19 protein-coding genes and 1 pseudogene are annotated in these 23,360 nt (G+C 69.2%); 5 read left to right on the forward strand and 15 right to left on the reverse strand.

Annotation, left to right across the window (positions count from 1 at the left end):
• Position 1: 1 nt before the first annotated feature.
• The 3 genes from ACLBWX_RS02175 to ACLBWX_RS02185 all read right to left on the reverse strand — a co-directional run bounded on the left by ACLBWX_RS02175 (position 2) and on the right by ACLBWX_RS02185 (position 5,010).
• Positions 2-1,453, reverse strand: a complete 1,452-nt coding sequence (locus ACLBWX_RS02175; protein WP_447675466.1) for an efflux RND transporter periplasmic adaptor subunit — start codon at positions 1,451-1,453, stop codon at positions 2-4.
• A 233-nt stretch (positions 1,454-1,686) separates the two neighbouring features.
• Positions 1,687-3,243, reverse strand: coding sequence for a glutamine-hydrolyzing GMP synthase (guaA, locus tag ACLBWX_RS02180; RefSeq protein WP_447675467.1), 1,557 nt, complete (start codon positions 3,241-3,243; stop codon positions 1,687-1,689).
• Between the two features lie 465 nt (positions 3,244-3,708).
• On the reverse strand, positions 3,709-5,010 hold the full coding sequence (locus ACLBWX_RS02185; protein ID WP_447675764.1) for an RsmB/NOP family class I SAM-dependent RNA methyltransferase: 1,302 nt from the start codon (positions 5,008-5,010) through the stop codon (positions 3,709-3,711).
• A 152-nt stretch (positions 5,011-5,162) separates the two neighbouring features.
• Between ACLBWX_RS02185 and ACLBWX_RS02190 the strand changes: the two genes are divergently transcribed.
• Positions 5,163-5,336 carry a hypothetical protein gene (locus ACLBWX_RS02190; RefSeq protein WP_447675468.1) on the forward strand — a complete coding sequence of 58 codons (174 nt, stop codon included), beginning with the start codon at positions 5,163-5,165 and terminating at the stop codon, positions 5,334-5,336.
• On the opposite strand, the gene panE is transcribed toward ACLBWX_RS02190, so the two are convergent.
• The 4 genes from panE to ACLBWX_RS02210 all read right to left on the reverse strand — a co-directional run bounded on the left by panE (position 5,330) and on the right by ACLBWX_RS02210 (position 9,415).
• Positions 5,330-6,286: a 2-dehydropantoate 2-reductase gene (gene panE / locus ACLBWX_RS02195; protein ID WP_447675469.1), complete on the reverse strand. Its 957-nt coding sequence runs from the start codon at positions 6,284-6,286 to the stop codon at positions 5,330-5,332. The two genes, ACLBWX_RS02190 and panE, sit on opposite strands and share 7 nt — an antisense overlap.
• A 78-nt stretch (positions 6,287-6,364) precedes the next feature.
• On the reverse strand, positions 6,365-6,796 hold the full coding sequence (locus ACLBWX_RS02200; RefSeq protein ID WP_447675470.1) for an MAPEG family protein: 432 nt from the start codon (positions 6,794-6,796) through the stop codon (positions 6,365-6,367).
• A gap of 59 nt (positions 6,797-6,855) precedes the next feature.
• A complete protein-coding gene (gene guaB / locus ACLBWX_RS02205) occupies positions 6,856-8,349 on the reverse strand; it encodes an IMP dehydrogenase (protein ID WP_447675471.1) in 1,494 nt (497 codons plus the stop codon).
• Positions 8,350-8,512: 163 nt separating this feature from the next.
• Complete coding sequence (locus ACLBWX_RS02210; protein WP_056470443.1) at positions 8,513-9,415, reverse strand: DUF3313 domain-containing protein; 903 nt, start codon at positions 9,413-9,415, stop codon at positions 8,513-8,515.
• 285 nt (positions 9,416-9,700) lie between these two features.
• Here ACLBWX_RS02210 and ACLBWX_RS02215 point away from each other — a divergent pair.
• Positions 9,701-11,200, forward strand: a pseudogene (locus ACLBWX_RS02215) (MDR family MFS transporter); the annotation flags it as partial.
• On the opposite strand, the gene ACLBWX_RS02220 reads toward ACLBWX_RS02215, so the two are convergent.
• Together ACLBWX_RS02220 and ACLBWX_RS02225 are read right to left on the reverse strand one after the other, a co-directional pair.
• Positions 11,160-11,681 (reverse strand): DoxX family protein, encoded by a 522-nt coding sequence (locus ACLBWX_RS02220; RefSeq protein ID WP_447675472.1) that lies wholly within the window; start codon positions 11,679-11,681, stop codon positions 11,160-11,162. The pseudogene ACLBWX_RS02215 and the gene ACLBWX_RS02220 overlap by 41 nt on opposite strands.
• A gap of 79 nt (positions 11,682-11,760) precedes the next feature.
• A complete protein-coding gene (locus tag ACLBWX_RS02225; RefSeq protein WP_447675765.1) occupies positions 11,761-12,930 on the reverse strand; it encodes a multidrug effflux MFS transporter in 1,170 nt (389 codons plus the stop codon).
• Between the two features lie 324 nt (positions 12,931-13,254).
• Between ACLBWX_RS02225 and ACLBWX_RS02230 the strand changes: the two genes are divergently transcribed.
• The 3 genes from ACLBWX_RS02230 (at position 13,255) to ACLBWX_RS02240 (ending at position 16,927) form a co-directional block, all read left to right on the forward strand.
• The gene (locus ACLBWX_RS02230) at positions 13,255-14,685 is read left to right on the forward strand and encodes a serine hydrolase (protein WP_447675473.1); all 1,431 of its coding nucleotides are present in this window, start codon (positions 13,255-13,257) and stop codon (positions 14,683-14,685) included.
• 185 nt (positions 14,686-14,870) lie between these two features.
• The gene (gene adh / locus ACLBWX_RS02235) at positions 14,871-16,391 is read left to right on the forward strand and encodes an aldehyde dehydrogenase (protein ID WP_055953430.1); all 1,521 of its coding nucleotides are present in this window, start codon (positions 14,871-14,873) and stop codon (positions 16,389-16,391) included.
• Positions 16,392-16,504: 113 nt separating this feature from the next.
• Positions 16,505-16,927, forward strand: a complete 423-nt coding sequence (locus ACLBWX_RS02240) for a DUF779 domain-containing protein (protein WP_447675474.1) — start codon at positions 16,505-16,507, stop codon at positions 16,925-16,927.
• A gap of 4 nt (positions 16,928-16,931) precedes the next feature.
• On the opposite strand, the gene ACLBWX_RS02245 is transcribed toward ACLBWX_RS02240, so the two are convergent.
• From ACLBWX_RS02245 to ACLBWX_RS02270, 6 genes are all read right to left on the reverse strand, one after another.
• On the reverse strand, positions 16,932-17,471 hold the full coding sequence (locus tag ACLBWX_RS02245; protein WP_447675475.1) for a hypothetical protein: 540 nt from the start codon (positions 17,469-17,471) through the stop codon (positions 16,932-16,934).
• Between the two features lie 37 nt (positions 17,472-17,508).
• The gene (locus tag ACLBWX_RS02250) at positions 17,509-18,693 is read right to left on the reverse strand and encodes a hypothetical protein (RefSeq protein WP_447675476.1); all 1,185 of its coding nucleotides are present in this window, start codon (positions 18,691-18,693) and stop codon (positions 17,509-17,511) included.
• Positions 18,694-19,127: 434 nt separating this feature from the next.
• The gene (locus tag ACLBWX_RS02255; protein WP_447675477.1) at positions 19,128-20,378 is read right to left on the reverse strand and encodes an alpha-hydroxy acid oxidase; all 1,251 of its coding nucleotides are present in this window, start codon (positions 20,376-20,378) and stop codon (positions 19,128-19,130) included.
• 310 nt (positions 20,379-20,688) lie between these two features.
• The gene (locus tag ACLBWX_RS02260) at positions 20,689-21,405 is read right to left on the reverse strand and encodes an RlmE family RNA methyltransferase (RefSeq protein WP_447675478.1); all 717 of its coding nucleotides are present in this window, start codon (positions 21,403-21,405) and stop codon (positions 20,689-20,691) included.
• A complete protein-coding gene (locus tag ACLBWX_RS02265) occupies positions 21,402-22,502 on the reverse strand; it encodes a Ppx/GppA phosphatase family protein (RefSeq protein ID WP_447675479.1) in 1,101 nt (366 codons plus the stop codon). The genes ACLBWX_RS02260 and ACLBWX_RS02265 overlap by 4 nt, the downstream gene beginning before the upstream one ends.
• Before the next feature lie 157 nt (positions 22,503-22,659).
• On the reverse strand, positions 22,660-23,130 hold the full coding sequence (locus ACLBWX_RS02270; protein ID WP_056189093.1) for a response regulator: 471 nt from the start codon (positions 23,128-23,130) through the stop codon (positions 22,660-22,662).
• Positions 23,131-23,360 lie beyond the last annotated feature (230 nt).

Here is a 23,360-nt window from a genome sequence, read left to right on the forward strand (position 1 = left end):
ATCAGCCCCGGGTCACCATCCGGTCGATGAACAGGGAGCCACGCGAGATCACGCGCTCGCCCGTTGTCAGACCTTCGAGGATCTCGATCTTCGCTCCGTCGATGATGCCGGGCTTGACCCGGCGGTTCTCGACGGAATTGTCGGGCCTGAGCACCCAAACGCTCGCCTTGCTGCCCTCGAGGACCACGGCCGCGCGCGGAACCGACTGCGACAAGGTCTCCCGCTCGTTGATGACGCGCACGGTGGCGTACATCTCGGGCTTTAGCAGGTTCTGGCTGTTGTCGATGTCCGCCCGGACTGTGATCCGGCGGGTCGCGGGGTCGACCGATGAGCCGATGAAATTGATCCGCCCCTCGAAGGTCCTGTCGGGATAGGCCAGGACACGAAACTTGAGGCGGTCGCCGAGATCGACCTTGGCCGCATCCGGTTCGCGCAACTGCGCGATGAGCCAGACCTTGGACAGGTCGCCGATGATGTAGGAGGGGTCGCTGCCACCGGTGCCGACATACTGGCCCGGTCCGATCTTGCGCTGAATGATGGTTCCCTTCAGGGGCGCATTGATCGCCGTCTCCGGGTTGATCGAACCCTTTTGCAGATTCGCGACCTCGTCATCGCGCAGTCCGAGGATGCGCAGGCGGTTGCGCACCGCCTCGAGGCCGACCTCTGCCGTCCGGGCATCGTTGGTGGCCGTGTTCAGGTCGTTCTGCGCGGATTGGAGCTCACGCAGAGTGGTGACCCGCGAATCGTAGAGGTCGTGCAGTCGCTTCTCTGCCGCCTGGGCGTATCCGAGCTGCGAGCGTGTCTTGGCCAGGACATTGAGGGCCGCAAGATAGTCGTTCTGAGCCTGAACCATCTCGTTGGCCTGGATCGAGAACAGCCGCTCGCCCTTCTGCACCTGTTCGCCGGTGCGCGCGAAGATCGCGATGACACGGCCTGGATAAGGCGAAAACACCGGGGTCGCCTGATACTCGTCGACGCCGATCTTACCTTCGGTTGTGATTTCCTCGTAGAAGAGGCGCTGCTCAACCGTCGCTGTGTCTATGGCCGCGAGCTGGTCGGCGCTGAGGACGAAGTCGCTCGCGCTCGACGGCGCGACCGAGACGGCCGCCGGCGTCGGGGATGTCGAAGCACCCGCAAACGTGCCCGGAAGCCAGAGAAATCCAGCAGCGCAAAGAATTGAGGCGACTAACAGAATCGAGATCTGTGTGCGATGCTTCAGGCCGGCGAGTGGAGCGAACGAACCCTGAGGGTCAGTCATCTGATTAATCTCGCGCGTCTTCGCATTTGTGCACTCATCCGACCCGACCGGATGGCGCGTCGGTCTGTAGAGGGCCGTCGCCTCGGATACAAGCGCGGCCGATTCACGTTTTGGTCGCCCAGCGCAGCGCGCGAACGGTGTGGCTTCCTTGCCGCTCGGAGCCGGTCGTTCCGTCGCGCGAGACGATTTCCGCAACACAACCTAACCCCGGACCTCCAGCGCCGCGGGATACCGGGACGACAAAACCCCGCGGACCCTAAGGTCTGCGGGGTTAAAGTTGCGTCACATGAATCCCTGGGAGGGACTGTTGGTATACTACATGCCAAACGCTGGGCCGCAAGGGTCATCGAGCCCAAATGCGCTTTATTTTGCCAATGGCAATGTTACCTTCAGAAGAATTGTTCAGCTTCAATGGAGCTGGTTCAAGCTCACTCCCACTCGATCGTTCCGGGCGGTTTCGACGTGATGTCGTAGGTCACCCGATTGATCCCCTTGACCTCGTTGATGATCCGCGTGGCGACGCGGGCCAGGAAGGTCATGTCGAAGGGGAAGAAATCGGCGGTCATGCCGTCGACCGAGGTCACGGCGCGCAGGGCGCAGACGTGATCGTAGGTGCGACCGTCACCCATCACGCCAACGGTCTTCACGGGGAGGATGACTGCGAAGGCCTGCCAGATGGTGTCGTACAGACCGGCCTTGCGGATCTCGTCGAGGTAGATCGCATCCGCCTTGCGCAGGGCTTCGAGCTTTTCGGGGGTGATCGTGCCGGGGCAGCGGATCGCGAGACCCGGGCCCGGGAAGGGGTGACGCCCGACGAAGGCTTCAGGCAGACCCAGCTCCTTTCCCAGTACCCGGACCTCGTCCTTGAATAGTTCGCGCAGGGGCTCGACGAGCTGCATGTTCATGCGTTCGGGTAGCCCACCGACATTGTGGTGGGACTTGATGGTGACGGAGGGGCCTCCGGTGAACGACACGCTTTCGATCACGTCCGGGTAGAGTGTGCCCTGGGCGAGGAAGGCGGCACCGCCGATCTTCTTCGATTCGGCCTCGAACACGTCGATGAACAGGCGTCCGATCGTCTTGCGCTTCTGTTCCGGGTCACTGACGCCGGTCAGCTCGCCCAGGAACAGATCCTGGGCCTCCACGTGGACGAGGGGGATGTTGTAATGGTCGCGGAACAGGCGCACGACCTCCTCGGCCTCTCCCATTCGCAAGAGGCCGTGATCGACGAAGACGCAGGTGAGCTGCTCGCCGATCGCCTCGTGGATGAGCACCGCCGCCACGGCGGAATCGACCCCGCCGGAGAGGCCGCAGATCACCCGCTCCCGACCGACCTGCGTGCGGATCTTCTCGATCGCCTCTTCCCGGTAGGCGCCCATGGTCCAGTCGCCGGAGCAGCCGGCGATGTCGCGCACGAAGTTCCGGATCAGAAGGGCGCCGTGCGGCGTGTGTGCCACCTCGGGGTGGAACTGTACGGCGTAGTAACTGCGTGCCTCGTCGGCCACCGCCGCGAAGGGGGCGTTCTTCGACATGGCAACGGTGGTGAAGCCGTCCGGCAGCTTGGTGACGCGGTCACCATGGCTCATCCAGACAGGATAGTGCTCGCCCACGTGCCAGACGCCCTTGAACAGGGGACACTCCGACAGGATCTCGATTTCCGCCCGGCCGAACTCTGCGTGGTGTCCACCCTCGACCTCACCGCCGAGTTGGGCCGCCATGGTCTGCTGGCCGTAGCAGATCCCGAAGACTGGAACGCCGGAATCGAACACGATCTGGGGCGTCCGGGGCGAGGCCTCGGTGGTCACCGATTCGGGACCACCGGATAGGATCACGCCCTTGGGCTTCGTCTCGGCAAAGGCTTCGGCGGCCTTGGTGAAGGGAACGATCTCGCAATAGACCCCCTCCTCGCGCACGCGGCGCGCGATGAGCTGCGTCACCTGGCTGCCGAAATCCACGATGAGGATCTTGTCGTGTTCTGTCGTCATGGAACCGGAGTTAGACGAGGCCTCGATCCGGTGCAACGGATCGGCCCGCAGAGTCCTCCCGCGATCGGCATCGAGCTGGGGATGCGGAGCCCACGTGCGTTAACCGTCCGTTCACCGCCCAGCGACGACACCGAGCGCCCCCAGCAACGAGCAGGAGCCTCAGCCATAGAGCCACCATCTTCGGGATCGCCACCCTCGCCCTCGCCGGGTTCGGAGCCACCACGGCCTCCGCCCTGCCCGTCCCGGCCGGGATTGCACCCGCCAGCGGGGTCGAGCAGATCCGCATCGTCGAGCGCAGAGTGATCCGAGGCCCTCGTTGCAAGACCGTCGTCACCAAGCGCCGCGGGCCGCTGGGCCGGGTGGTCGTGATGCGCAAGCGCCGCTGCTTCTGAGACCTGCGCCGCGCCGGCCTATGGGCAGCGCCTTGAACTTCCGGAATGGCCCTTCGCGGGGCCATTCCCCGTTTCAGTCCTTGCGCTGGAGAGTGGCGACGTAGAAGCCGTCGGTGCCGGTCCGGGCCGGACTCATCTGAAGGCCGTGTTGAGTCAGGCGAATAGCCGGGCCGAGGTCGGGTGCGTATGCGGCGACGATCTGTGCGGCGGAGACCACTGCGAAGTCGGCCGAACGGCGCGCGAGGAGGCCGGCGACGGCTGCATCGTTCTCCTCGGGCAGCAGCGAGCAGGTGATATAGGTGATGCGACCACCGGGGCGCACCAGCCGCGCCGCCCGGTCGAGGACCATGGCCTGATCGGCGATGCGGGTGCTCAGGGCATTCGGGCGCATTCGCCACTTGGCATCGGGATTGCGCCGCCAGGTACCGGAACCGGTGCAGGGGGCATCCACCAGGACGCGGTCGGCGCTGCCGTCGAGGTCGGTTAGCACGTCGGTGCGGGCCTTGCCGGCGCGAGGCGTACGGATATCCGCGGTGGCGCCAGCCCGACGCAGGCGCTCGTGAATCGGGGCGAGCCGGCGCGGATCGTCGTCGCTTGCCACCAGACGGCCCGAATTCTCCATCATCGCGGCCAAGCTCAAGCTCTTGCCGCCACCGCCGGCGCAGAGGTCGATGACGGTCTCGCCGGGCCGTGCGCCGCTCAGGAGGCTCGCGAGTTGCGAGCCCTCGTCCTGGATCTCGTACCACCCGTCGATGAATTCCGGCTCGACATGGAGGGCGGGTCCCCGCCCGTCCTCGCCGATGGGAATGCGCAGCCCGTTTGGCGCGTGCTGAGTCGGCTCCGGGGTGAGGTGGGCGAGGCCTGCCAGGGCCTCCGCGCGGCTGCGCTTCAAGGAGTTGATCCGAATGTCGAGGGGCGCGCGCCGGCTCAAGGCACGCAGTTCATCGAGGGTCTCGGAGCCGAAAGTCGCTTCCAGTGAGGGCAGAACCCATTCGGGCACGTCTCCGGCGACATGCAGCGGTGCGTCGGCCAGCGTCCCCTCGGCCAGACGCCTCCGCTCGTGGTCGGACAGGGGCTCCGGGGCGAAGCGCTCGCCACTGAACATCTCTGCGATGGTTGGGGCGGCGCGGCCGTATTGCAGCCGCAGCATGCCGATGACGAGACTGCGCGGGCTCTCGTCCGCCATGATCCAGGCGGCGGAGGCGCGCCGGCGGAGGGCGTCGTAGACGAGGCTGGCGATGGCGGCCCGGTCGCCCGAGCCGGCGAAGCGGTGAGCGAGACCCCAGTCCTTCAGGGCGTCAGCGGCGGGGCGGCGGCGCGCCGCGATATCGGCGAGGACCTCGATGGCGGCGGAGAGGCGTGCGGGGGGCGTCAGGGCAAGATCCTCGGATTCATCGGCGGGCGCCGCGATACGGCCACGCTTCGGGCAGCGGCCGGACACAATACAGTCGAGCTTCCGGCGCGTTTACAGCTCAGCTTGAGCCTTGGAGCCGCGCGGAGCGGACGCCCGGAGCTTTAGAGAACCCCATGTCTCCCGTCATCCATTTCAGCCTCGCCGGCCTCGTCATGCTGGCGGTCGCCGCCTGTTCCACGGCACCGGACGCCCCCGACCTGTCGGCCCCGCCTCCGCGCCGGCCCGATGCCAAGACCCAGCTCGAATACGGTGCGCCCCCGCCCCCGCCGCGCGGCCCGCGCTACTGAGGCTTCTGTGCCGTCGCCTCACGGCCGCGGCGGTTCTCGTACGCCTTGAGATGCGTGTAGACGCGGTCGAGCATCGGGTGCCCGGCCGCGTCGGGTGCCCGCGCGATCAGGTCGCCGATGATGTGATCGGCCTCGATCCGGGCGCCGGCTTCGATGTCGCGCAGCATTGAGGCCGTGAAGGCCGAGCCTTCGGCGGTGAGGGTCTTGCGGGTGTTGTCCAGAGCGTTCGGCCGTGGCGCGTAGCCGGCGGCCTCGGCGATGGCGCGGCACTCCTCCATCAGCGCCTCGATGAAGGCGAGGCCGCCCGGTGCGGCGACGATGTCGCCGATGGTGGCGCGCATCAGGCAGGTGGAGCCGGCCAGCGTCGCGAGGAAGCTCCACTTCTCCCACATCTCCAGGACCATGCTCTCGCTGAGGCGCGGCTGGAAGTTCGCGCCGCGCATCAGGGCCTCGATGGCCTCGACCCGGGCGGAGCGGCCGCCGGCACGCTCGCCGTAGGTCAGGGTATGGAGCTGGTTCATCTGGCGGATCTCGCCCGCGGGTCCCAGGGTCGCCGCGATGGCGCAGGAGCCGCCGAGGACCCGCTCCGCGCCGTATACCACGTCGAACGCGTCGAGGTGGCGCATGCCGTTGAGCAGGGGCAGGATCGCGGTGTCGGATCCGACGGCCGGAGCGACGTCGGCGATGGCGCTGTCGAGGTCGTAGGCCTTGCACGAGAACAGCACGAGGTCGAAGGCACCGCCCTTTCCGTCGGCGAGCTCGGCGGCCGTGACGGTCCGAGGCGCCGGGATGTGCAGGTTCCCGGCCGGCCCCTCGACCTTCAGGCCATCGCGCGCGAGCTTCTCGGCCCGGGCCGGGCGCACCAGGAAGGTCACGTCGCGACCGGCCTCGGCGAGGCGCGCCCCAAAGTATCCGCCGGTGGCTCCGGCGCCGACAACGAGCACGCGCATGGTCCCATCCCTTTCGTCGTTCGTGGATCGAGCCCCGACGTGGCTCCGATCCCATCGATACCGCGTCTTCGTAGCGGGTCAGACGCCGATCGGCGCCAGGAATATCCGAACCGCGAAGAGGATCCACATCACCAGCAGCACCAGCGTACCGATGGCGTAGGCGCGGAAGCGGTAGGGGATGTGATTCGTAGTGAGGTAGACCCCGGCATGGACGAAGCGGGTCGCGACGAAGACCCAGGCCAGGATCACGAACAGCAGGTCGGCCTTGCGGGTCGCCAGGGCGAAGCCGACGAGGACGTAGAACAGGACCGGGATCTCGAACTGGTTCGAGAAGGTGTTGGCGGCCTGCTGGGCCGGGGCGGGCCAGTTGCGTTGCCCGAGGGACAGCTCACGGCCCTTCGCTGTGCCGCCGCGCACGGCGGAGAGGCGCTGGCGCCCCGTCCAGAACAGCAGCGCGAAGGTCAGGAAGACCTGCGCGAAGACGGGCGCCAGGATGGCTTGGACGGTCACGGCGGTTCCTTCGCGCGGTGACCCGGCCGGACGTCCGGCCCGGGCGCCCGCAGGTTTGTTCAGGCGCGACCGGGATAGTTCGGGCTCTCGCGGGTGATGGTCACGTCGTGGACGTGGCTCTCGCGCAGGCCCGCATTGGTGATGCGGATGAACTGCGCCTTCTCCTGGAAGTCGGGGATCGTCGGGGCGCCGACATAGCCCATCGCGGCCCGCAGGCCGCCGGCGAGCTGGTGCAGCACCGCCGCCACCGGACCCTTGTAGGGCACCTGTCCCTCGATTCCCTCGGGGACGAGCTTGTGCGTGTCGCTGACCTCGGCCTGGAAGTAGCGGTCGGCGGAGCCGCGGGCCATGGCGCCCACCGAGCCCATGCCGCGGTAGCTCTTGTAGGACCGGCCCTGGTGCAGGAACACCTCGCCGGGCGCCTCGTCGGTGCCGGCCAGGAGCGAGCCCAGCATGGCGACGGAGGCGCCGGCCGCGATCGCCTTGGCGAGGTCGCCCGAGTACTTGATGCCGCCGTCGGCGATGACCGGAACGTCGGCGCTCTGCGCCGCCTCGACGGCCTCCATCAGGGCGGTGAGCTGGGGCACGCCGACACCGGCGACGATCCGGGTGGTGCAGATCGAGCCGGGGCCGATGCCGACCTTGATCGCGTCCGCGCCGGCATCGATCAGGGCCTGGGCGCCGTCGCGCGTCGCGACGTTGCCGGCCACCACCTGCACGGCGTTGGAGAGCTGCTTCACCCGGCGCACGGCGTCGAGGACCTTGATCGAATGGCCGTGGGCGGTGTCGACCACGATGACGTCGCAGCCGGCATCGATGAGACGCTCGGCCCGCTCGAAGCCGCCGTCGCCCGTGGTGGTGGCGGCGGCGACCCGCAGGCGGCCCTGCTCGTCCTTGACCGCGCCCGGGTAGGCGACCTGCTTCTCGATGTCCTTGACGGTGATGAGACCGATGCAGCGGTAATGGTCGTCGACGACGAGCAGCTTCTCGATGCGGAACTGGTGCAGAAGGCGCTTGGCCTCGTCCTGGCTCACGCCCTCGCGCACGGTGATGAGCCGGTCGCGGGTCATCAGTTCGGCGACGGTCTCGGTCGCGTTGGTGGCGAAGCGGACGTCGCGGTTGGTGAGGATGCCGACGAGCTTGCCGCGCGAGCCGTTGGGGCCGCGCTCCACCACCGGGATACCCGAGATGCGGTTCTGCTTCATCAGCGAGAACGCGTCCGCCAGGGTCTCGTCGGGATGGATGGTGATCGGGTTCAGCACCATGCCCGACTCGTACTTCTTGACGAGGCGGACCTGCTCGGCCTGCTCGGCGGGCTCGAGGTTGCGGTGAATGACGCCCATGCCGCCGTTCTGCGCCATGGCGATGGCCATCGGCGCCTCGGTGACGGTGTCCATGGCCGAGGCCAGGATCGGCAGGTTGAGGTGGATCGAGCGGGTCAGCCGGCTCGCGATCTTCACATCCCCGGGCATGACCGAGGAGGCTGCGGGGCGCAGCAGGACGTCGTCGAAGGTCAGGCCCTCGATGATGGACTCAGCGGTGATGCGGGCCATGAACCAACTCCGGAACGGGTGCTGCGCCGGGCCCTCACGGGCGTTCCGACGTCACTGGGTTGGCACGGGCCAGTATCATGCACGGGGAACCGGCGCAAAGCGCCGGTGATCCCGTCCGACAGGAAAATTCGCCCGCGGCGCCGTTCTCCGATGGGGGTTGCGCCTAGCGCACGCCTCGCGGTGCACCCGGCAAGCCCTCGGCCGGTCCCTTGTCCGTCCATTCCGGGGGTGCGCCGACATAGTCGCCCAGGATGCCGTCGAGGCCGGGGGCGCGGCCGAAGGCTTCGCAATCCGGGTCGAGGGGCGCTTCGCCGAGGGTCGTGATGCGGACGCGGTCGTAGGTCGGCAGCGTGAGCGGCGCCTTGAACGGGTCCTGGCCGGTCGCGAGGTAGAAGCCGAAATCCTGACCGAATTCGCCGGCAAGGTCGTAGGCGTCGCTGGCCGGCGAGAACCGGGCCTGGTTGGTGAAGGCGTTGCTCGCTCCACCCCAGACCATGGCGGCCCGCTGCACGTTGCGGCTGTCGAGCGCCTCGGCCTCCACCGTGAGGCTGCCGAGCCCGATCGGGATGCGCGGGATCGGGATGCGGCCCACCGCCGTGGCGAAGCCGGCGCCGAGCTGGGACGCGATGGTGATGCCCGCCGAGGTCGCCACCGTGGCGCCGGCCGCCGGCACGTTGGTGAGGTCGATCCGGGTGACCGCCGAGCGCACGGTGAGGTCCGCCTTCCGGCCGGAGACCACGTCGTAGCGCAGGGAGAGTTCGTAGCAGAGCGCGCGGTCGGCCGCATTGGCGACGAGCTTGCGCTCGGCCGGGGTCAGGCCCGGTGCCACGACCTCGGAGAAGGTGGTGGGCACGATCCGCACGGTGCGGGTGGCCGCGAGGGCCGCCGGATCGACGAAGATCCGCGAGGAGCTGGCCGTTTCGTCGCTGGAGGCGAGGCGGTCGTACCGGGTCAGGGCGCCCGATTCGGTGAGCACGACCGTGCCGCACCCGGCGACCGCAGCCGCCAGGGCGAGGCAGGAGACGAAGCCTGCCAGCCTGCGGCGATGTTCGAACCTCGGAAGCATCGGTGACTTTCTTGGGGACGCGCGGGCGGGCGCTCGGCACGCCTCCCGGAGGAGACCCGCGGCGTCCGGATCATGCCGCCGAGCTTAGCGGCTCCAGCAACATTGTGGAAAGGTGAGCGAGGCCGGCGATCGTCCGAAGCTGGACTGATGTGGCCGCAGGGCCACGCCGTCGGAAGCCCCAGGCCCTGCACGTGCGACATGCCCCTTTCATCCCGCGTCCGTCGTCACCGGTCGCGCGCTTGCCGCGGCGCGACTTTTCGTCGGTAAGAGGCACCCGAACGCCCCGACCGGACCTATGTCTCGCCGATGCGCACGTCCCAGATCGTTCCCCTCGTCGTCGCCACCGCGCTGTTCATGGAGAACACGGATTCCACCGTGATCGCCACCGCGCTCCCGGCCATCGCCCGGAGCCTGAACGAGGACCCGATCGCCCTCAAGCTCGCGCTGACCGCCTATCTCGTCAGCCTCGCGATCTTCATCCCGATCAGCGGCTGGATGGCCGACCGCTTCGGCGCCCGCACGGTCTTCCGGGTCGCGCTCGGGGTGTTCATGGCCGGCTCGCTGGCCTGCGCGGCCTCGAACTCGCTCGCCGGCTTCGTCGCGGCGCGGTTCTTCCAGGGGCTCGGCGGCGCCATGATGGTGCCGGTGGGACGCCTGGTGATCCTGCGCAGCGTGCCCAAGAGCGAACTCGTCAGCGCCCTGGCCTACCTCACGATTCCCGCCCTCATCGGGCCGATCTGCGGCCCGCCGCTGGGCGGCTTCATCACGACCTATTTCGACTGGCGCTGGATCTTCTTCATCAACATCCCGATCGGGATCGCCGGCATCGTCCTGTCGACGATCTATTTCGAGAACGTCCGCGAAGCCGAGCGCCCGCCCCTCGACGTCCTCGGCTTCCTGCTCTCCGGACTGGGCCTCGCCACGCTGATGCTCGGGCTCGCCTCCACCGGCCGCCACCTCCTGCCGGACGGCGTTTCCTGGGGCTGCCTCGTGGCCGGTGCCGTCCTGCTGGCGCTGTACTTCCGGCATTCGCGCGGCATCGCCCATCCGGTGATCCGCCTCGACCTGCTGCGCTATCCGACCTTCCGCGCCGCGGTGACCGGCGGCAGCCTGTTCCGGATCGGCACCGGGGCGATTCCGTTCCTGCTGCCGCTGATGCTGCAGATCGGCTTCGGCCTCGATCCCCTTCGGTCCGGCCTGATCACCTTCGCGGCGGCGGCCGGGGCGCTCCTGATCAAGATCATCGGCCCGCGCATCCTGCGCACCTACGGCTTCCGGCGGGTGATGCTCGTCAACGCCCTCGTCGCCTCGGCCTTCCTGGCGGTGAACGGCCTCTTCACCGCGGAGACTCCGCATGCGGTCATCATCTGCATCCTGCTGATCGGCGGCTGCGTGCGCTCGCTGCAATTCACCTGCGTCAACGCCATCGCGTATGCCGAGCTGGACGGCCGCGAGATGAGCGCCGCCACAAGTCTCGCCAGCGTGGCGCAGCAGCTCTCGCTGAGCCTGGGGGTGTCCCTCGGGGCGCTGGCCCTGGAGGGCGCCGCCGCCGCGCATGGCCGCACCGAGATCGCGGCGCAGGATTTCGCCCCCGCCTTCCTCGCCGTGGCGTTGATCTCGGTGATGTCGTTCTTCGCCTTCCGGCGGCTCAGCCCGGATGCCGGCGCCGAGGTTTCGGGTCACCGGCTCGCCGCCGCCGCGCCGCGCAACGCGATGCCGTAGGACCCGAGGAGAGTTCGGGGGCTCAGGCCGCGGCCCGGGCCGGAGCCCGCCCGGGCGCGCGCTTCGGCTTCTGCCCGCCCCGTGCGGCGGCGGTCGACGGGACCGGTGCCCTGGCTAGGTTCGCCGCGGCGCGGGCGCCCTGGCGCCAGCCCTGCCAGCTCCAGCGGCCCGGACCCGTCATGGCGTACATGAGAAAGCCGCCGGCGAGACCGAAATCGGCCAGCAGCAGGGTCCGCTCGGCCACCGCGCTCGGCCCGGAGAACTGCCAGAAGGGATGGAGCAGGACCGCCATCGCCCCCGCGAAGGCGGCGAGCGCCAGGCCGCTCAGACGCGGCAGCACGCCGAGGACGAGAGCGACGGGACCGAACACCTGGACGATCACCGCCGCGGTGGCGACGGCGTTCGGAGACGGCAGGCCGGTGGCCGCCAGGGTGACGGCGAAGCCGGAGACGTTCAGGGCCCGGGCGATGCCGGTGGGCAGCAGCGCGGCGGCGAGGAGCAGCCGGGCGAGGAGGAGCAGTCCGTCTTGGGCTCGGCCGGTCACGTCTGGGGCTCCGTCTGGCATCCTGGGACGCCGAGCTTTGTCGCGACGGCCTGAAGACGGCGTTAAGGCCGCCGCGCCCTCAACCGGAGACGCCGCCGCGGAACAGGCGGCCCCGCTCGGTCCAGGCCACCACAGCCAGGGCGAGGCCACCGAGGAGCGCGTAGCCGATGCCGATGGGCAGCACCGAGCCGTCGAAGGCGTGCCCGATCAGGAACCCGCAGAAGGCACCCAGGATCGTGGTGTAGAAGCCGAGGAAGGAGGAGGCCGTGCCGGCGATCTCGCCGAGGGGCTGCAGGGCCAGGGCGTTGAAGTTCGGCATGGCGAAGCTGATCAGGAACTGGTTGGCGGCCAGGATCGCCAGGAACAGCCCCAGCGGCGGGTGGCCGTGATAGGCGAGCCCCGCCACCACCTGCCCCACCGCCACGACGACGAACAGGCTCAGGCCCGCATGGGAGAGCGGGCGCATGCCGAGGCGCCGGACGAGGCGGGCATTCACCAGGGTCGCCGCCCCCATGGCGCCGGCGACGAGGCCGAAGGCCAGGGGGAACAGGCCTCCGAGATGGTAGAGTCCGGTGTCGAAGACCTGCTGGGCCGAGCCGACATAGCCCATGATGCAGCCGGTGAGCAGGCCGAGCGCGGTCGCGTAGCCCACCGCGACGCGGTTGCGGAAGGTGATCGCCACCGCCTGGGCCACGGCCCCGAGGGAGAAGGGCCGCCGGTAGGCGGGATGCAGCGTCTCGGGCATCCGCCAGGCGAACCAGACCACCAGGATGCCGGCCAGCGCCAGCATCGAGACGAAGACCCAGACCCACGAGCCGAACAGCAGCATCGCGCCGCCGATGGCCGGCGCGATCATCGGCACGATGAGGAAGACCATCATGATGAGCGACATCACGCTCGCCATCTCGCGGCCGGCGAAGCGGTCGCGCACGATCGCCGTCGACAGCACGCGCCCGCTGGCCGCGCCGATGCCCTGGATGATCCGCGCAGCGAGGAGCCAGCCGAAGGTCGGCGCCACCATCGCGAGGCCGGTGCCGACGACGTAGATCGCCAGACCCGCGAGCAGCACGGAGCGCCGCCCGTAGGTGTCCGAGAGCGGCCCGTAGACGATCTGCGCCGTGCCGAAGCCGATCATGTAGACGTAGACGAGGAGCTGCAGGCTGTTGGGATCGGCCACGCCGAAGCGGGCCTGGATCGCCGGAAACGCCGGCAGCAGGTTGTCGATGGAGATCGCCGTCACCGCCATCATCAGCGCGACGATCCCGACGAACTCGCCGAAGCCCGGGCCCTTCCACGGCCGGGCGGCGGGTTCGGAAAGCCGCGCCGTCGGGGCGGGCGCGGTCGTGGCCGGGGTGGTGCTCACCTGGGACGGTCCTCGGGGGCTGGGGCGGCGCAGCGGGTCACCCGTCGAGCCAGAACGCTTCGTCCGGCTCTTGGTGCCTTCGGCGCGGCCGGGCCATCGGGGCCGCCGCATGGCAGCCGCGCGGGCCGCCCGGCGCGCTCGCGCCACAATTCCGGAGAACCGTGCCCGGGCGCCGGGATCGCGGCGGGTGAGGAGCGGAACAGCGGCAGCATGCACGAGACGCGTCGCCGCATCGTCCAGTTCGCGCTCCTCGGCGCCCTCCTCCCGGTCCGCTCGGCATCGGCCGAAGCCGAGGCCGTCGCGAGCGAGGCGCCGCTCCCTGCCGACCTCGCCGGTAGGGCCGACGCCCTGGTGCGGCCCTATGCCCGCGCCGGCATCTTCTCCGGCGCCGTCATCGTGGCCCGCGACGGCGCGGTGCTGTTCCGCCAAGCCTACGGGGCCGCGCAGCGCGAGTGGTCCGTGCCGAACACGCCCGAGACCCGCTTCCGCATCGCGTCCCTGACGAAGCAGTTCACGGCCGCCGCGATCCTGAAGCTGCAGGAGGCGGGGCGGCTCGGCCTCGCCGATCCGGCCGCGCGCCACATGCCCGGCCTGCCGGCGACCTGGGCGCCCATCACCCTGCGGATGCTCCTCGACCACACCGCCGGCCTGCCCAACGTGACGGCGCTGCCCGACTTCGCGCCTTCGATCGCCCGGGCCGCCCGGACGCCGATGGAGGTCGTGGGCCGGCTCTTCGACGAGGCGCTGCTGTTCCCCGCGGGGACGGCGCAGGAATACAGCAACACCGGCTACATCCTCCTGGCGGCGATCGTCGAGCGGATCACCGGCGCGCCCTTCGCGGACGCCCTGCGCAGCCTCGTCCTCGCACCGGCCGGCCTCGCGGAGACCGGCGACGCCGACCCCGACGCCGTCATCCCGCAGCGCGCCGCCGGCTATCACCGGGTCGCCGGGCAGTGGCGCAACGCGCCGCCCGTGGTGCCGCCGGCGGCCCTCGGGGCGGGCGGGCTCGTCTCCACCCTCGACGACCTCGTGGCCTGGGATGCCGCGCTGCTCTCGGGCCGGGTCCTGCGGCCGGCCTCGGTGGCCGAGATGGTCCGCGACGGCGGCCACGGCTACGGGCTCGGCCTCTATGTCGGCCGGGCCTACGGCGAGCGGCTCCTGTCCCATGGCGGGTTCCTGAACGGCTTCGCGGCGATCAAGGACACCTATCCGGATCTCGGCCTCAGCATCGTCGTCCTCGGCAACACCGAGACCGCGCCGGCCCAGACCCTGTCCCGCCGGCTCGGCGCCCTCGTCCTCGGTCGGCCGGAGGCCACCGAGATCGCGGTGCCGGCCGCCGTGCTCGACCGCTACGTCGGGGTCTACCGGACGGGACCCCGCGCCGTGGTCTCCCTCGCCCGGGAGGGCGACCGCCTCGTCGCCCGTGGGGCCGGGCCCGCCCGCCTCGGCCTGACCCCGGAGAGCGACCGCGTCTTCGTGGCCGAGGACGGCACCCGCCTCGCCCTCGACATCGAGCCGGACGGCCGGGCGACGGGCCTCCTCTTCGACCTGCCCGGCGGGGCGCGCGCGGGCCCCCGGATCGAGGCGCAGACGGCCCGTCGAATCGGCAACCGCCGCCTGGCGCGCCTCGGGCCGCGCTGAGGGCCCTCCGGGTCGCCAACCCGCCCGAACGGGTCTAACATCCGCGCCGCGTCACGACGCCATCGGGCGCGCCGATCATCCGAGCCACGCCCCTGCGCGACGATCCGTTGGCCAAAAGTCCACCTTGATTTGACGCCGCGTCTGGCCTTGGCTGCCGCCCATAAGAACAATCAGGAGGAACTGCGATGAACAAGCCGGAATTTCTCAACCAGGGTACCAAGGCGCCGTTCTCGGCGCGCTACGACAACTTCATCGGCGGCCAGTGGGTCGCCCCCGTTGCCGGCCGCTACTTCGAGAACACCTCCCCGATCACCGGCCGGGTGATCTGCGAAGTCGCCCGCTCGGACGCCGCCGACGTCGACAAGGCCCTCGACGCCGCCCACGCCGCGAAGGAGGCCTGGGGCCGCACCGCGCCGGGCGAGCGCGCCCGCATCCTGAACAAGATCGCCGACCGGATGGAGGAGAACCTCGACCTGATCGCGCTGGCCGAGACCTGGGACAACGGCAAGCCGATCCGCGAGACGACCCACGCCGACATCCCCCTGGCGATCGACCATTTCCGCTACTTCGCCGGCTGCGTCCGTGCGCAGGAGGGCTCGATCTCCGAGATCGACCACGACACCGTCGCCTACCACTTCCACGAGCCGCTGGGCGTCGTCGGCCAGATCATCCCGTGGAACTTCCCCATCCTGATGGCGGTGTGGAAGCTCGCCCCGGCGCTCGCCGCCGGCAACTGCATCGTGCTGAAGCCCGCCGAGCAGACCCCGGCCTCCATCCTCGTGGTGGCCGAGCTCATCGCCGACCTGCTGCCGGCGGGCGTGCTCAACATCGTCAACGGCTTCGGCCTCGAATGCGGCAAGCCGCTGGCCTCCTCGCCCCGCATCGCCAAGATCGCCTTTACGGGCGAGACGACGACGGGCCGCCTGATCATGCAGTACGCCTCGCAGAACCTCATCCCGGTGACGCTGGAGCTCGGCGGCAAGTCGCCGAACATCTTCTTCTCGGATGTGGCCAACGAGGATGACGACTTCTTCGACAAGGCGCTGGAGGGCTTCACGATGTTCGCCCTGAACCAGGGCGAGGTCTGCACCTGTCCGAGCCGCGCCCTGGTGCACGAGTCGATCTACGACCGCTTCATGGAGCGGGCGATCAAGCGCGTCGAGGCGATCACGCAAGGGTCGCCCCTCGATCCCGCCACGATGATCGGGGCCCAGGCCTCCTCGGAGCAGCTGGAGAAGATCCTCAGCTACGTCGACATCGGCAAGCAGGAAGGCGCCCAGTGCCTCACCGGCGGCGAGCGCAACGTGAAGGACGGCGAGTTCGCGGAGGGCTACTACATGAAGCCGACCGTGTTCCGCGGCCACAACAAGATGCGCATCTTCCAGGAGGAGATCTTCGGCCCCGTCCTCTCGGTCACGACCTTCAAGGACGACGCCGACGCCCTCAGCATCGCCAACGACACCCTCTACGGCCTCGGCGCCGGCGTCTGGACCCGCGACGGAACCCGCGCCTACCGCTTCGGACGCGCCATTCAGGCCGGCCGCGTCTGGACGAACTGCTACCATGCCTACCCGGCCCACGCGGCCTTCGGCGGCTACAAGCAGTCGGGCATCGGCCGCGAGAACCACAAGATGATGCTCGACCACTACCAGCAGACGAAGAACATGCTGGTCAGCTACTCGGCCAAGAAGCTCGGCTTCTTCTAGGACCCGTTCGAGGCACGCAGACCCGCGTGAGACTTGCCCCGGCCGGACGACGGCCGGGGCTTTTTCGTCTCCCGCCCTATCTCTCCCGACGAGTCCTTCCCGGAGACCGGCCCATGAGCGAGACCGCCCTCGACCCGACCACCGCCGATCAGGCCGGCGCCGACGGGACGCCCCTGCGCGTCACCGTGACTCCGGCCGCCATCGAACTCATCGAGGAATTGCGGGCCGATCACGGTCCCGTCATGTTCCACCAGTCCGGCGGCTGCTGCGACGGCTCGTCGCCGATGTGCTATCCCGTCGGCGAATTCCTGACCGGCGACAGCGACGTCCATCTCGGCACCGTGGCGGGGGCGGATTTCTGGATCAGCCGGCCGCAATTCGAGGTCTGGAAGCACACCCACCTCATCCTCGACGTGGTGCGCGGGCGCGGCGGCATGTTCTCCCTGGAGAACGGCCGCGACAAGCGCTTCCTGATCCGGTCCCGAATCTTCACCGAGGCCGAGAACACGGCCCTCGCCGGCGCCTGCCGGATCTGAGGCGTCAGGCGCGCGGCTTCGGCGCCTCGCCGGCGTTGCAGCGCTTCATCGCCGCGAAGGCCTCGGAGGCGCCGCTGAGGTCGAAGCCGGCCTTCCAGCCCTTGCCCTTGAGCAGGATCCCCTCGGATTCCGCGGCCTTCTCGACGAGGTTGGCCGGCAGGGTTCCGACGAGCCGCGTGCCGTTGCCGGTCCAGGTCGCCTTGGCGTTCACGGTCTTGCCGCCGAGCTCGGTGGCGGCCACGATCTTCTCGTCCTTGTCGTGCTGCCACTTGCTGTAGGTCAGCACCACGACGAGCGCCTTGTTCTCCAGCGCGAAGGTGACGGAATTGTCGGCGTCGTCATCGTCCTCGTCGACGTAGGACCGCACGATCACGCAGGAAGTGGTGCCGGTGATGCTGCCGGCCCGCTCGACCTGCCAGCCGTTCAGGCTCTCGAACAAGGGACGCTCCAGGAGACGGCTCTCCTGGGCTGCCGCGACCGCGGGGGAAACGAGACTGGCGAGGAGGCCGAACAGACAGGTCCGAGCCGGCGACGGGCGCTTCATGACGGGGTTCTCCGGTTGGGGCGGGGACGGTCGCGGCTCAGAGCTTGGCGCCGGGCACCGGCGTGTCCGCCGCCTTGGCGGCCGCCTTGGCGGCCTCGCGGGCATCCATGAAGCCGGCGAACTCCTCGGGCGTCTGGGTCGAGAACGCCACGATGGGCTGCGGATCCTCCGACAGGTCGCGGAAGGCGCCGCAGAGTTCGGCGACCGGCTTCGTCAGGGTCGGCCGCAGCTTGCCCTGAACCTCGTCCGTGACCGTGCTCATCTCGGGCGCCAGGGCCGCGAGCTTGGCATCGAAGGCGGCCCGCTGCCGCGCGGTGGTCGGGATCTCGCAGCTCCCGAGAAGCTTCTGGAAGATCAGGCCCATGCCGTAGACCTTGATCCGGGTCTCCGTGGGCCGCGCCGCCGCGTTCTTCCTCTCCTGGCGCCGCGCCGTCTCGGCCGCGAAGGCCTCCGGCGACAGCACGAGGTACTGGTCGAGGGCCGTCCCGAACGCCGCCGCGTCGGTCGCCTTCGGACAGAACGGCTCCTTCGGGTCGTTGAAGCGCTTGGCGAGTTCGATGTCGATCAGCGCCTGGATCGGGCTCATGTCCGGGCGCATGCCGGCCAGCTTGGCGTCGAGGTCGGCGCGCTGCTTGCCCGTGCTCGCCACCTCGCAATCCGTCAACGCCTTCTGGAAGTAGAGCCCGCTCGCGTAGTTGGCGATGCGGCCTTCCGACGGGATCTCCGTCGCGACGGCCGCCGGATCCCCGGTGCAGCGCTTCAGGGCCTCGAAGGCTTCGGCGAAGGCCGGGATCTTGAAGTCGGCGTCGCCGTCCTTGAAGCGCAGCACGATGGCGTCGGCGCCTTGGAGGTGCGGCAGGAGCGTGTCCGGGAACTCGCCGGTCAGCTGGGTCTCGTCCGCCTTCCATTTGGAGCGCGGAAGGACGACCCTGCCGCCGGCCAGGAGAACCACGGTCCGGTCCCCCTTGTCGTGCGACCAGCCCTGGTAGCCGAGGGAGAGGATCAGGAAGCCCGGATACGTGGCGACGACGACCGAGCTGGCATTCTCGTCGTCCGGGTCCTGGTAGCCGCGGGCCATGAGGCACTTGGCCTTGTCGCCCTCCCCGCTGCGGCTGATCTCCCAGTCCTTGACCTTCGCGAAGGGGACGTCCTTCGCCGACGCCGCGGTCGCGCCGAACCCGATCCCGGTCGCGAGCAGGGACACCAGAAACCGGGGGACCATGGGCAACTCCGCATCGCCTGTGCGTCCGGGGCCAAGTGCCCGGACCAGCTCTGATCGCTCTAGACGGTGGAGCGTGGACGATGTCTTGATTTCACCGAGACCATCGAACCTTCGTGCGGATCACGGCTAATGAAAGCGTAATGACGCGCGATCCGGCTGCCGGACATAGTCCGGTTCGAAAGAAGTCGGGACTGGTCCTGCGGCCGATGACTGATCAGGGCGGAGTTGTCGCGCCGAACGCGATCGGACCCGGAGGTCGAGGATCGACGACCATGAAGGGCAGGCAAGAGGAAGGGACGACCCCGCGCGATGTCCAGGACCATCGCGTTCGGTCCGCTTGGAAAGAGTCGGGGACGCCCGGCGCTCCCCGGGCGGTCCGGCCCGGAGAGCGACGTGGTGGTGGCGCGGTGAACGCCGCCGCGCGGCCCGCGGGATCAGGCGCGGCTGACGCTGGCGGGGGTGATCTCGGACAGCTTCGTGGCGCCGACCTGGCGCATGATCGTCTCGAACTCGCGCTGCATGATCGCCAGGACCGCCGTGACGCCCGGCTCGCCGAAGGCGGCCAGACCCCAGACGTAGGGACGTCCGATGCAGACCGCGTTGGCACCCAGCGCCAGGGCCTTGATCACGTCGGTGCCGCGGCGGAAGCCGCCGTCGATCAGGACGGGCACCTTGCCGTTGACGGCCTGGACAACCTCCGGCAGCGCGTCGATCGTCGCCTCGAGGCTCTCCTCGGCGCGGCCGCCGTGATTCGACACGATCAGGGCGTCGACGCCGTAATCGAGGGCCTTCTTGGCATCCTCGTGGGTGACGATGCCCTTGAGGACGAGCTTGCCCTTCACGATGCCGCGCAGGCGCTTCACGTAGTCCCAGGTCATGCCGGTGCCGTAGAGGTTCGTCACCTTCGACACGTCGATGTCGTCGAACATCGGCTTGCGGCTGACTTCGTTCTTGAAGCCGGGCGTATGGCAATCCGAGCAGTTGCGGGTGTCCATCCGGCGCTCGCGGAACAGCGTCTCGGTGTTGCGGCCGCCCTGCCGGTCGACGGTGAGCACGATCGCGGGGGCGCCGGCCTTCTCGGCCCGTTTCACCAGGGCTTCGGTCACGGCCCAGTCGTCGGTGGGGTACAGCATGTACCAGACCGGCGCGCCGCGCTCCTTGATGACGTCTTCGATCGAGGTGCTGCCCACCGTGGAGAGGATCATCTGGTGACCCTTGACCTTGGCGCCGCGCGCCACGGCCGACTCGGCCTCGGGGTGGAAGGCCGCCTGGCTGCTCACCGGGGCCAGGACGATCGGGCTCGCCCAGGTCTCGCCGAAGATCTTCACCGTGGTGTCGATCTTGCGCACGTCGATCAGGCGGCGGGCGCGGATGCGAATCTTCTCGAAGCCCTCGCGGTTGGCCTTCAGGGTCTCGTCGCCGTCGACGCCGCTGGCGAGGTAGCCGTAATGGGCCGGGGGCAAGGCCTTCTTCGCGGCCGGCTCGAAGTCGAAGACGTTGAGGGCCTGGGCCGGGGAGTCGATGATCTCGCCGACATTGCCGGGGGACTGACGCAGGACGTCGTAGCTCTGGGCCATGGCGGCATCGGTGCCGAGGACCGATAGGCCGGCGAGCGCGCTCACCATCGACGGCGCCACCACCGGGCTGGCCGACAGGAACTCCAGGAACTTGCGGCGATGGAACATTTTTTCAGTCTCAGAACCGGGCTGAGGTTGAAAAGTCTCGGACATGTACGGGCTCACACAGCAATCTCGCGAAGCTGCCGTCCTGCACCAGAAATGTTGCACTGCGCAAGATCACGACGCGGATCTATTATTCTACAGTCCGGGCCGCGCGTCACCCGATATAATTCCGTTTTCAAATTTATAACGAGAACAGGATGACGAAGTCCCGGCGTAGACAGATCTCCGCAATGGAGAGATCTGCGCGGGACTGCATGCTGCATTGCACCCCACGCATTATGGTCACGCTTCTTACGCGTCAGGGTGGCCCGGTTCAGCCGTCCCGCGGATCGACGGCGGCTCCGGCCGGACCGCGATATCCCGAGGCCAGGACGTAGAGTTCGCTCGAATCGGCGCGGCTTGCATTCGGCTTCACGTGGCGGACGCTGACGAAGTCGCGCTTCAGGTCGGCCAGCAGGGTCCCCTCGGTTCCGCCCTGGAACACCTTGGCGAGATAGGAGCCGCCCGGGGCCAGGATCTCGCGGGCGAACTCGGCCGCCGTCTCGGCCAGGCCGATGATGCGCAGGTGGTCGGTCTGCTTGTGGCCGGTGGTGTTGGCGGCCATGTCGGACAGGACGAGGTCGGCCGGCCCGCCGAGGAGGTCCGTGAGGAGCTTGGGCGCCTCCGGGGCGAGGAAGTCGAGGGTGATGAAGTCGACGCCGACCATGGGCTCGATCTCGAGAAGGTCGATGCCGACGATCTTGCCGCTCGTGCCGACGATCTTGGCCGCCACCTGGGACCAGCCGCCTGGGGCCGCACCGAGGTCGACGATGCGCTGGCCGGGCTTCAGGAGCTTGAAGCGCTCGTCGATCTCGATGAGCTTGAACGCCGCGCGCGAGCGATAGCCCTCGCGCTTGGCCCGGGCCACGTAAGGGTCGTTGAGCTGGCGTTCGAGCCAGCGCTTCTGGGAAGCGGTGCGTCCCCGCCCCGTCTTGACCCGCTGCTTGAGTTCGCCGCGCAGACCCGCGCCGGCACCACGCCTGTCACTCACCGGTAGCTCCCACGGCGCCAGACGCCGTCCTCACGCATCATGTTCATCAGCAGCCCCTCGCGCAGGCCACGATCGGCGATGCGCAGGCGGTCGGACGGAAACGCCCTGCGGATCGCCTCCAGGATGGCGCAGCCCGCGAGCACGAGGTCCGCGCGGTCGCGCCCGATGCACGGATTGTCCGCGCGCTGCTCGAGCCGGGTGTCGAGGAGGTCGTCGATGGCCTCGCCGACATTGGCGTCGCTCATCCACAGGCCGTCGACCCGGCGGCGTTCGTAGCGGGCGAGACGCAGGTGCATCGCCGCCAGCGTCGTCACCGTACCGGAGGTGCCGAGCAGGTGGAAGTGCCGGGCGTTCGCGGCCGGGGCCGCCCGGATGGCGAAGCGCGCCAGCAGATCGGCCACCTCCTCCACCATGCCCTCGAAGGTCAGGCGGGTGACGTCGGAGCCGCCGTGGCGCTCGGCCAGGGTGACGACGCCCACGGGCAGGGAATCCCAGGCCCGGATGCGCAGGGTCGGGTCGGCGGACGGATTCGTCGCCGCCCCGTCGAGCCAGGCGATCTCGGTGGAGCCGCCGCCGATGTCGAAGATCACCACCGATTCGGAATAGGGGTCGGCCAGGGCGGCGCAGCCCGTCACCGCGAGGTAGGCCTCGGTCTGCCGATCGACGATCTCGAGGTCGAGGTCGACCTCGTTGCGGACGCGCTCGACGAACTCGGCCCCGTTCACCGCGAGGCGGCAGGCCTCGGTGGCGATGATCTTGGCCCGCACGACGCCGCGGGCCTGCATCTTGGCCTTGCAGACCCGCAGGGCCTCGAGGGTCCGTTCGATCGCGGCCTCGCTGAGCCGGTCGGAACTGCCGAGGCCCTCGCCGAGGCGCACGATGCGCGAGAAGGCGTCGATCACCCGAAATCCGTGCGAGGCCGGCTCCGCCACGAGGAGGCGGCAATTGTTGGTTCCGAGGTCGAGGGCGGCGTAGGCGCTGCGCCGGTTGGCGCGCCCCGGGGTTCCCGGCGCCTCGGCGCGCGAGGCGGGGGCCGCTAACGGCGTCTTCCCACCGCTCGGGCGGGCCGGCATGGTCGCGGCGCTCTCTTCCCTCATCGGCCGAGCCGAAATCCCCGATCGTGGTCCCAGGCGGAGAGCCGGACCAACACGTCCCCGGGACGCTACAGGTCTCCCCGGCAAACTGCAAAGCCTCGATCACGAAGGCGCGGGAATCGGGGATGATTTCGGCGGCCCGAACGGAGCGGCCGGTGGATCAGCCGAGTTTGCCGGCAGCGGCCATGCGCGGAACGGGCCTGAGCAGGCTCTTGACCTGCGAGAACGGGCGCGGCCGATTGATCACTTCGTCGAGGCGCGACCAGAGGGTCTTGGGCGAGAACGGCTTGGCGATGATCTCGTTGACGCCGAGCGAGATCGCCCGGTCCACCACGTTCCGGCGGGGCTGCGCCAGCATGAGGATGATCGGGACGGTCGGCGACGGCGAGGTGGTGGGCGTGCGGGCGAGGCGGATGAACTCCTCGCCGGAGAGGATCGCCAGGTCCCAGTCGATGATCGTCAGGTCCGGCTTGCTCTCGGCCAGGACGCCAAGGGCCTCGGCCCCGTCCGGCGCCTCGAGCACGCGCTTGATGCCGACGCGCATCAGCATGTCGCGCACGATGCGGCGGATATAGAGGCTCTCGTCGACCACGAGTGCCGAGAGGTCCGGGAAACTCGGAGTGGCGATCATCGATGCGGCGTCGGGCCCGGCGAGTCGGGGCGAGCATGCCCCGCCGACACTCTGGCGCCCCGAGGCTTTGCGCTTTGCTAACGTCAGCCAGCAAATCGACTCGATCGCGCCCGGCGGAAACTGCTCAAACGGCAGGCAGGGAACGCGCCGCCAGCGTGGGTGCGCTAAAAAGCTACGCATTTTGCCGCAGGAAAGTTACGGAACTCTCGCCAAGCGGGACAGAAGCATCT

This window comes from Methylobacterium sp. M6A4_1b (genome assembly GCF_053345175.1).

Bases quoted from the DNA above. Each gene is read 5' to 3' on its own strand.
- guaA (WP_447675467.1), bottom strand. From the start codon at position 3,243: ATGACGACAGAACACGACAAGATCCTCATCGTGGATTTCGGCAGCCAG.
- ACLBWX_RS02190 (WP_447675468.1), top strand. From the start codon at position 5,163: ATGTCTCCCGTCATCCATTTCAGCCTCGCCGGCCTCGTCATGCTGGCG.
- panE (WP_447675469.1), bottom strand. From the start codon at position 6,286: ATGCGCGTGCTCGTTGTCGGCGCCGGAGCCACCGGCGGATACTTTGGG.
- guaB (WP_447675471.1), bottom strand. From the start codon at position 8,349: ATGGCCCGCATCACCGCTGAGTCCATCATCGAGGGCCTGACCTTCGAC.
- ACLBWX_RS02210 (WP_056470443.1), bottom strand. From the start codon at position 9,415: ATGCTTCCGAGGTTCGAACATCGCCGCAGGCTGGCAGGCTTCGTCTCC.
- ACLBWX_RS02225 (WP_447675765.1), bottom strand. From the start codon at position 12,930: ATGATGGCGGTGACGGCGATCTCCATCGACAACCTGCTGCCGGCGTTT.
- ACLBWX_RS02230 (WP_447675473.1), top strand. From the start codon at position 13,255: ATGCACGAGACGCGTCGCCGCATCGTCCAGTTCGCGCTCCTCGGCGCC.
- adh (WP_055953430.1), top strand. From the start codon at position 14,871: ATGAACAAGCCGGAATTTCTCAACCAGGGTACCAAGGCGCCGTTCTCG.
- ACLBWX_RS02240 (WP_447675474.1), top strand. From the start codon at position 16,505: ATGAGCGAGACCGCCCTCGACCCGACCACCGCCGATCAGGCCGGCGCC.
- ACLBWX_RS02245 (WP_447675475.1), bottom strand. From the start codon at position 17,471: ATGAAGCGCCCGTCGCCGGCTCGGACCTGTCTGTTCGGCCTCCTCGCC.
- ACLBWX_RS02250 (WP_447675476.1), bottom strand. From the start codon at position 18,693: ATGGTCCCCCGGTTTCTGGTGTCCCTGCTCGCGACCGGGATCGGGTTC.
- ACLBWX_RS02255 (WP_447675477.1), bottom strand. From the start codon at position 20,378: ATGTTCCATCGCCGCAAGTTCCTGGAGTTCCTGTCGGCCAGCCCGGTG.
- ACLBWX_RS02265 (WP_447675479.1), bottom strand. From the start codon at position 22,502: ATGAGGGAAGAGAGCGCCGCGACCATGCCGGCCCGCCCGAGCGGTGGG.
- ACLBWX_RS02270 (WP_056189093.1), bottom strand. From the start codon at position 23,130: ATGATCGCCACTCCGAGTTTCCCGGACCTCTCGGCACTCGTGGTCGAC.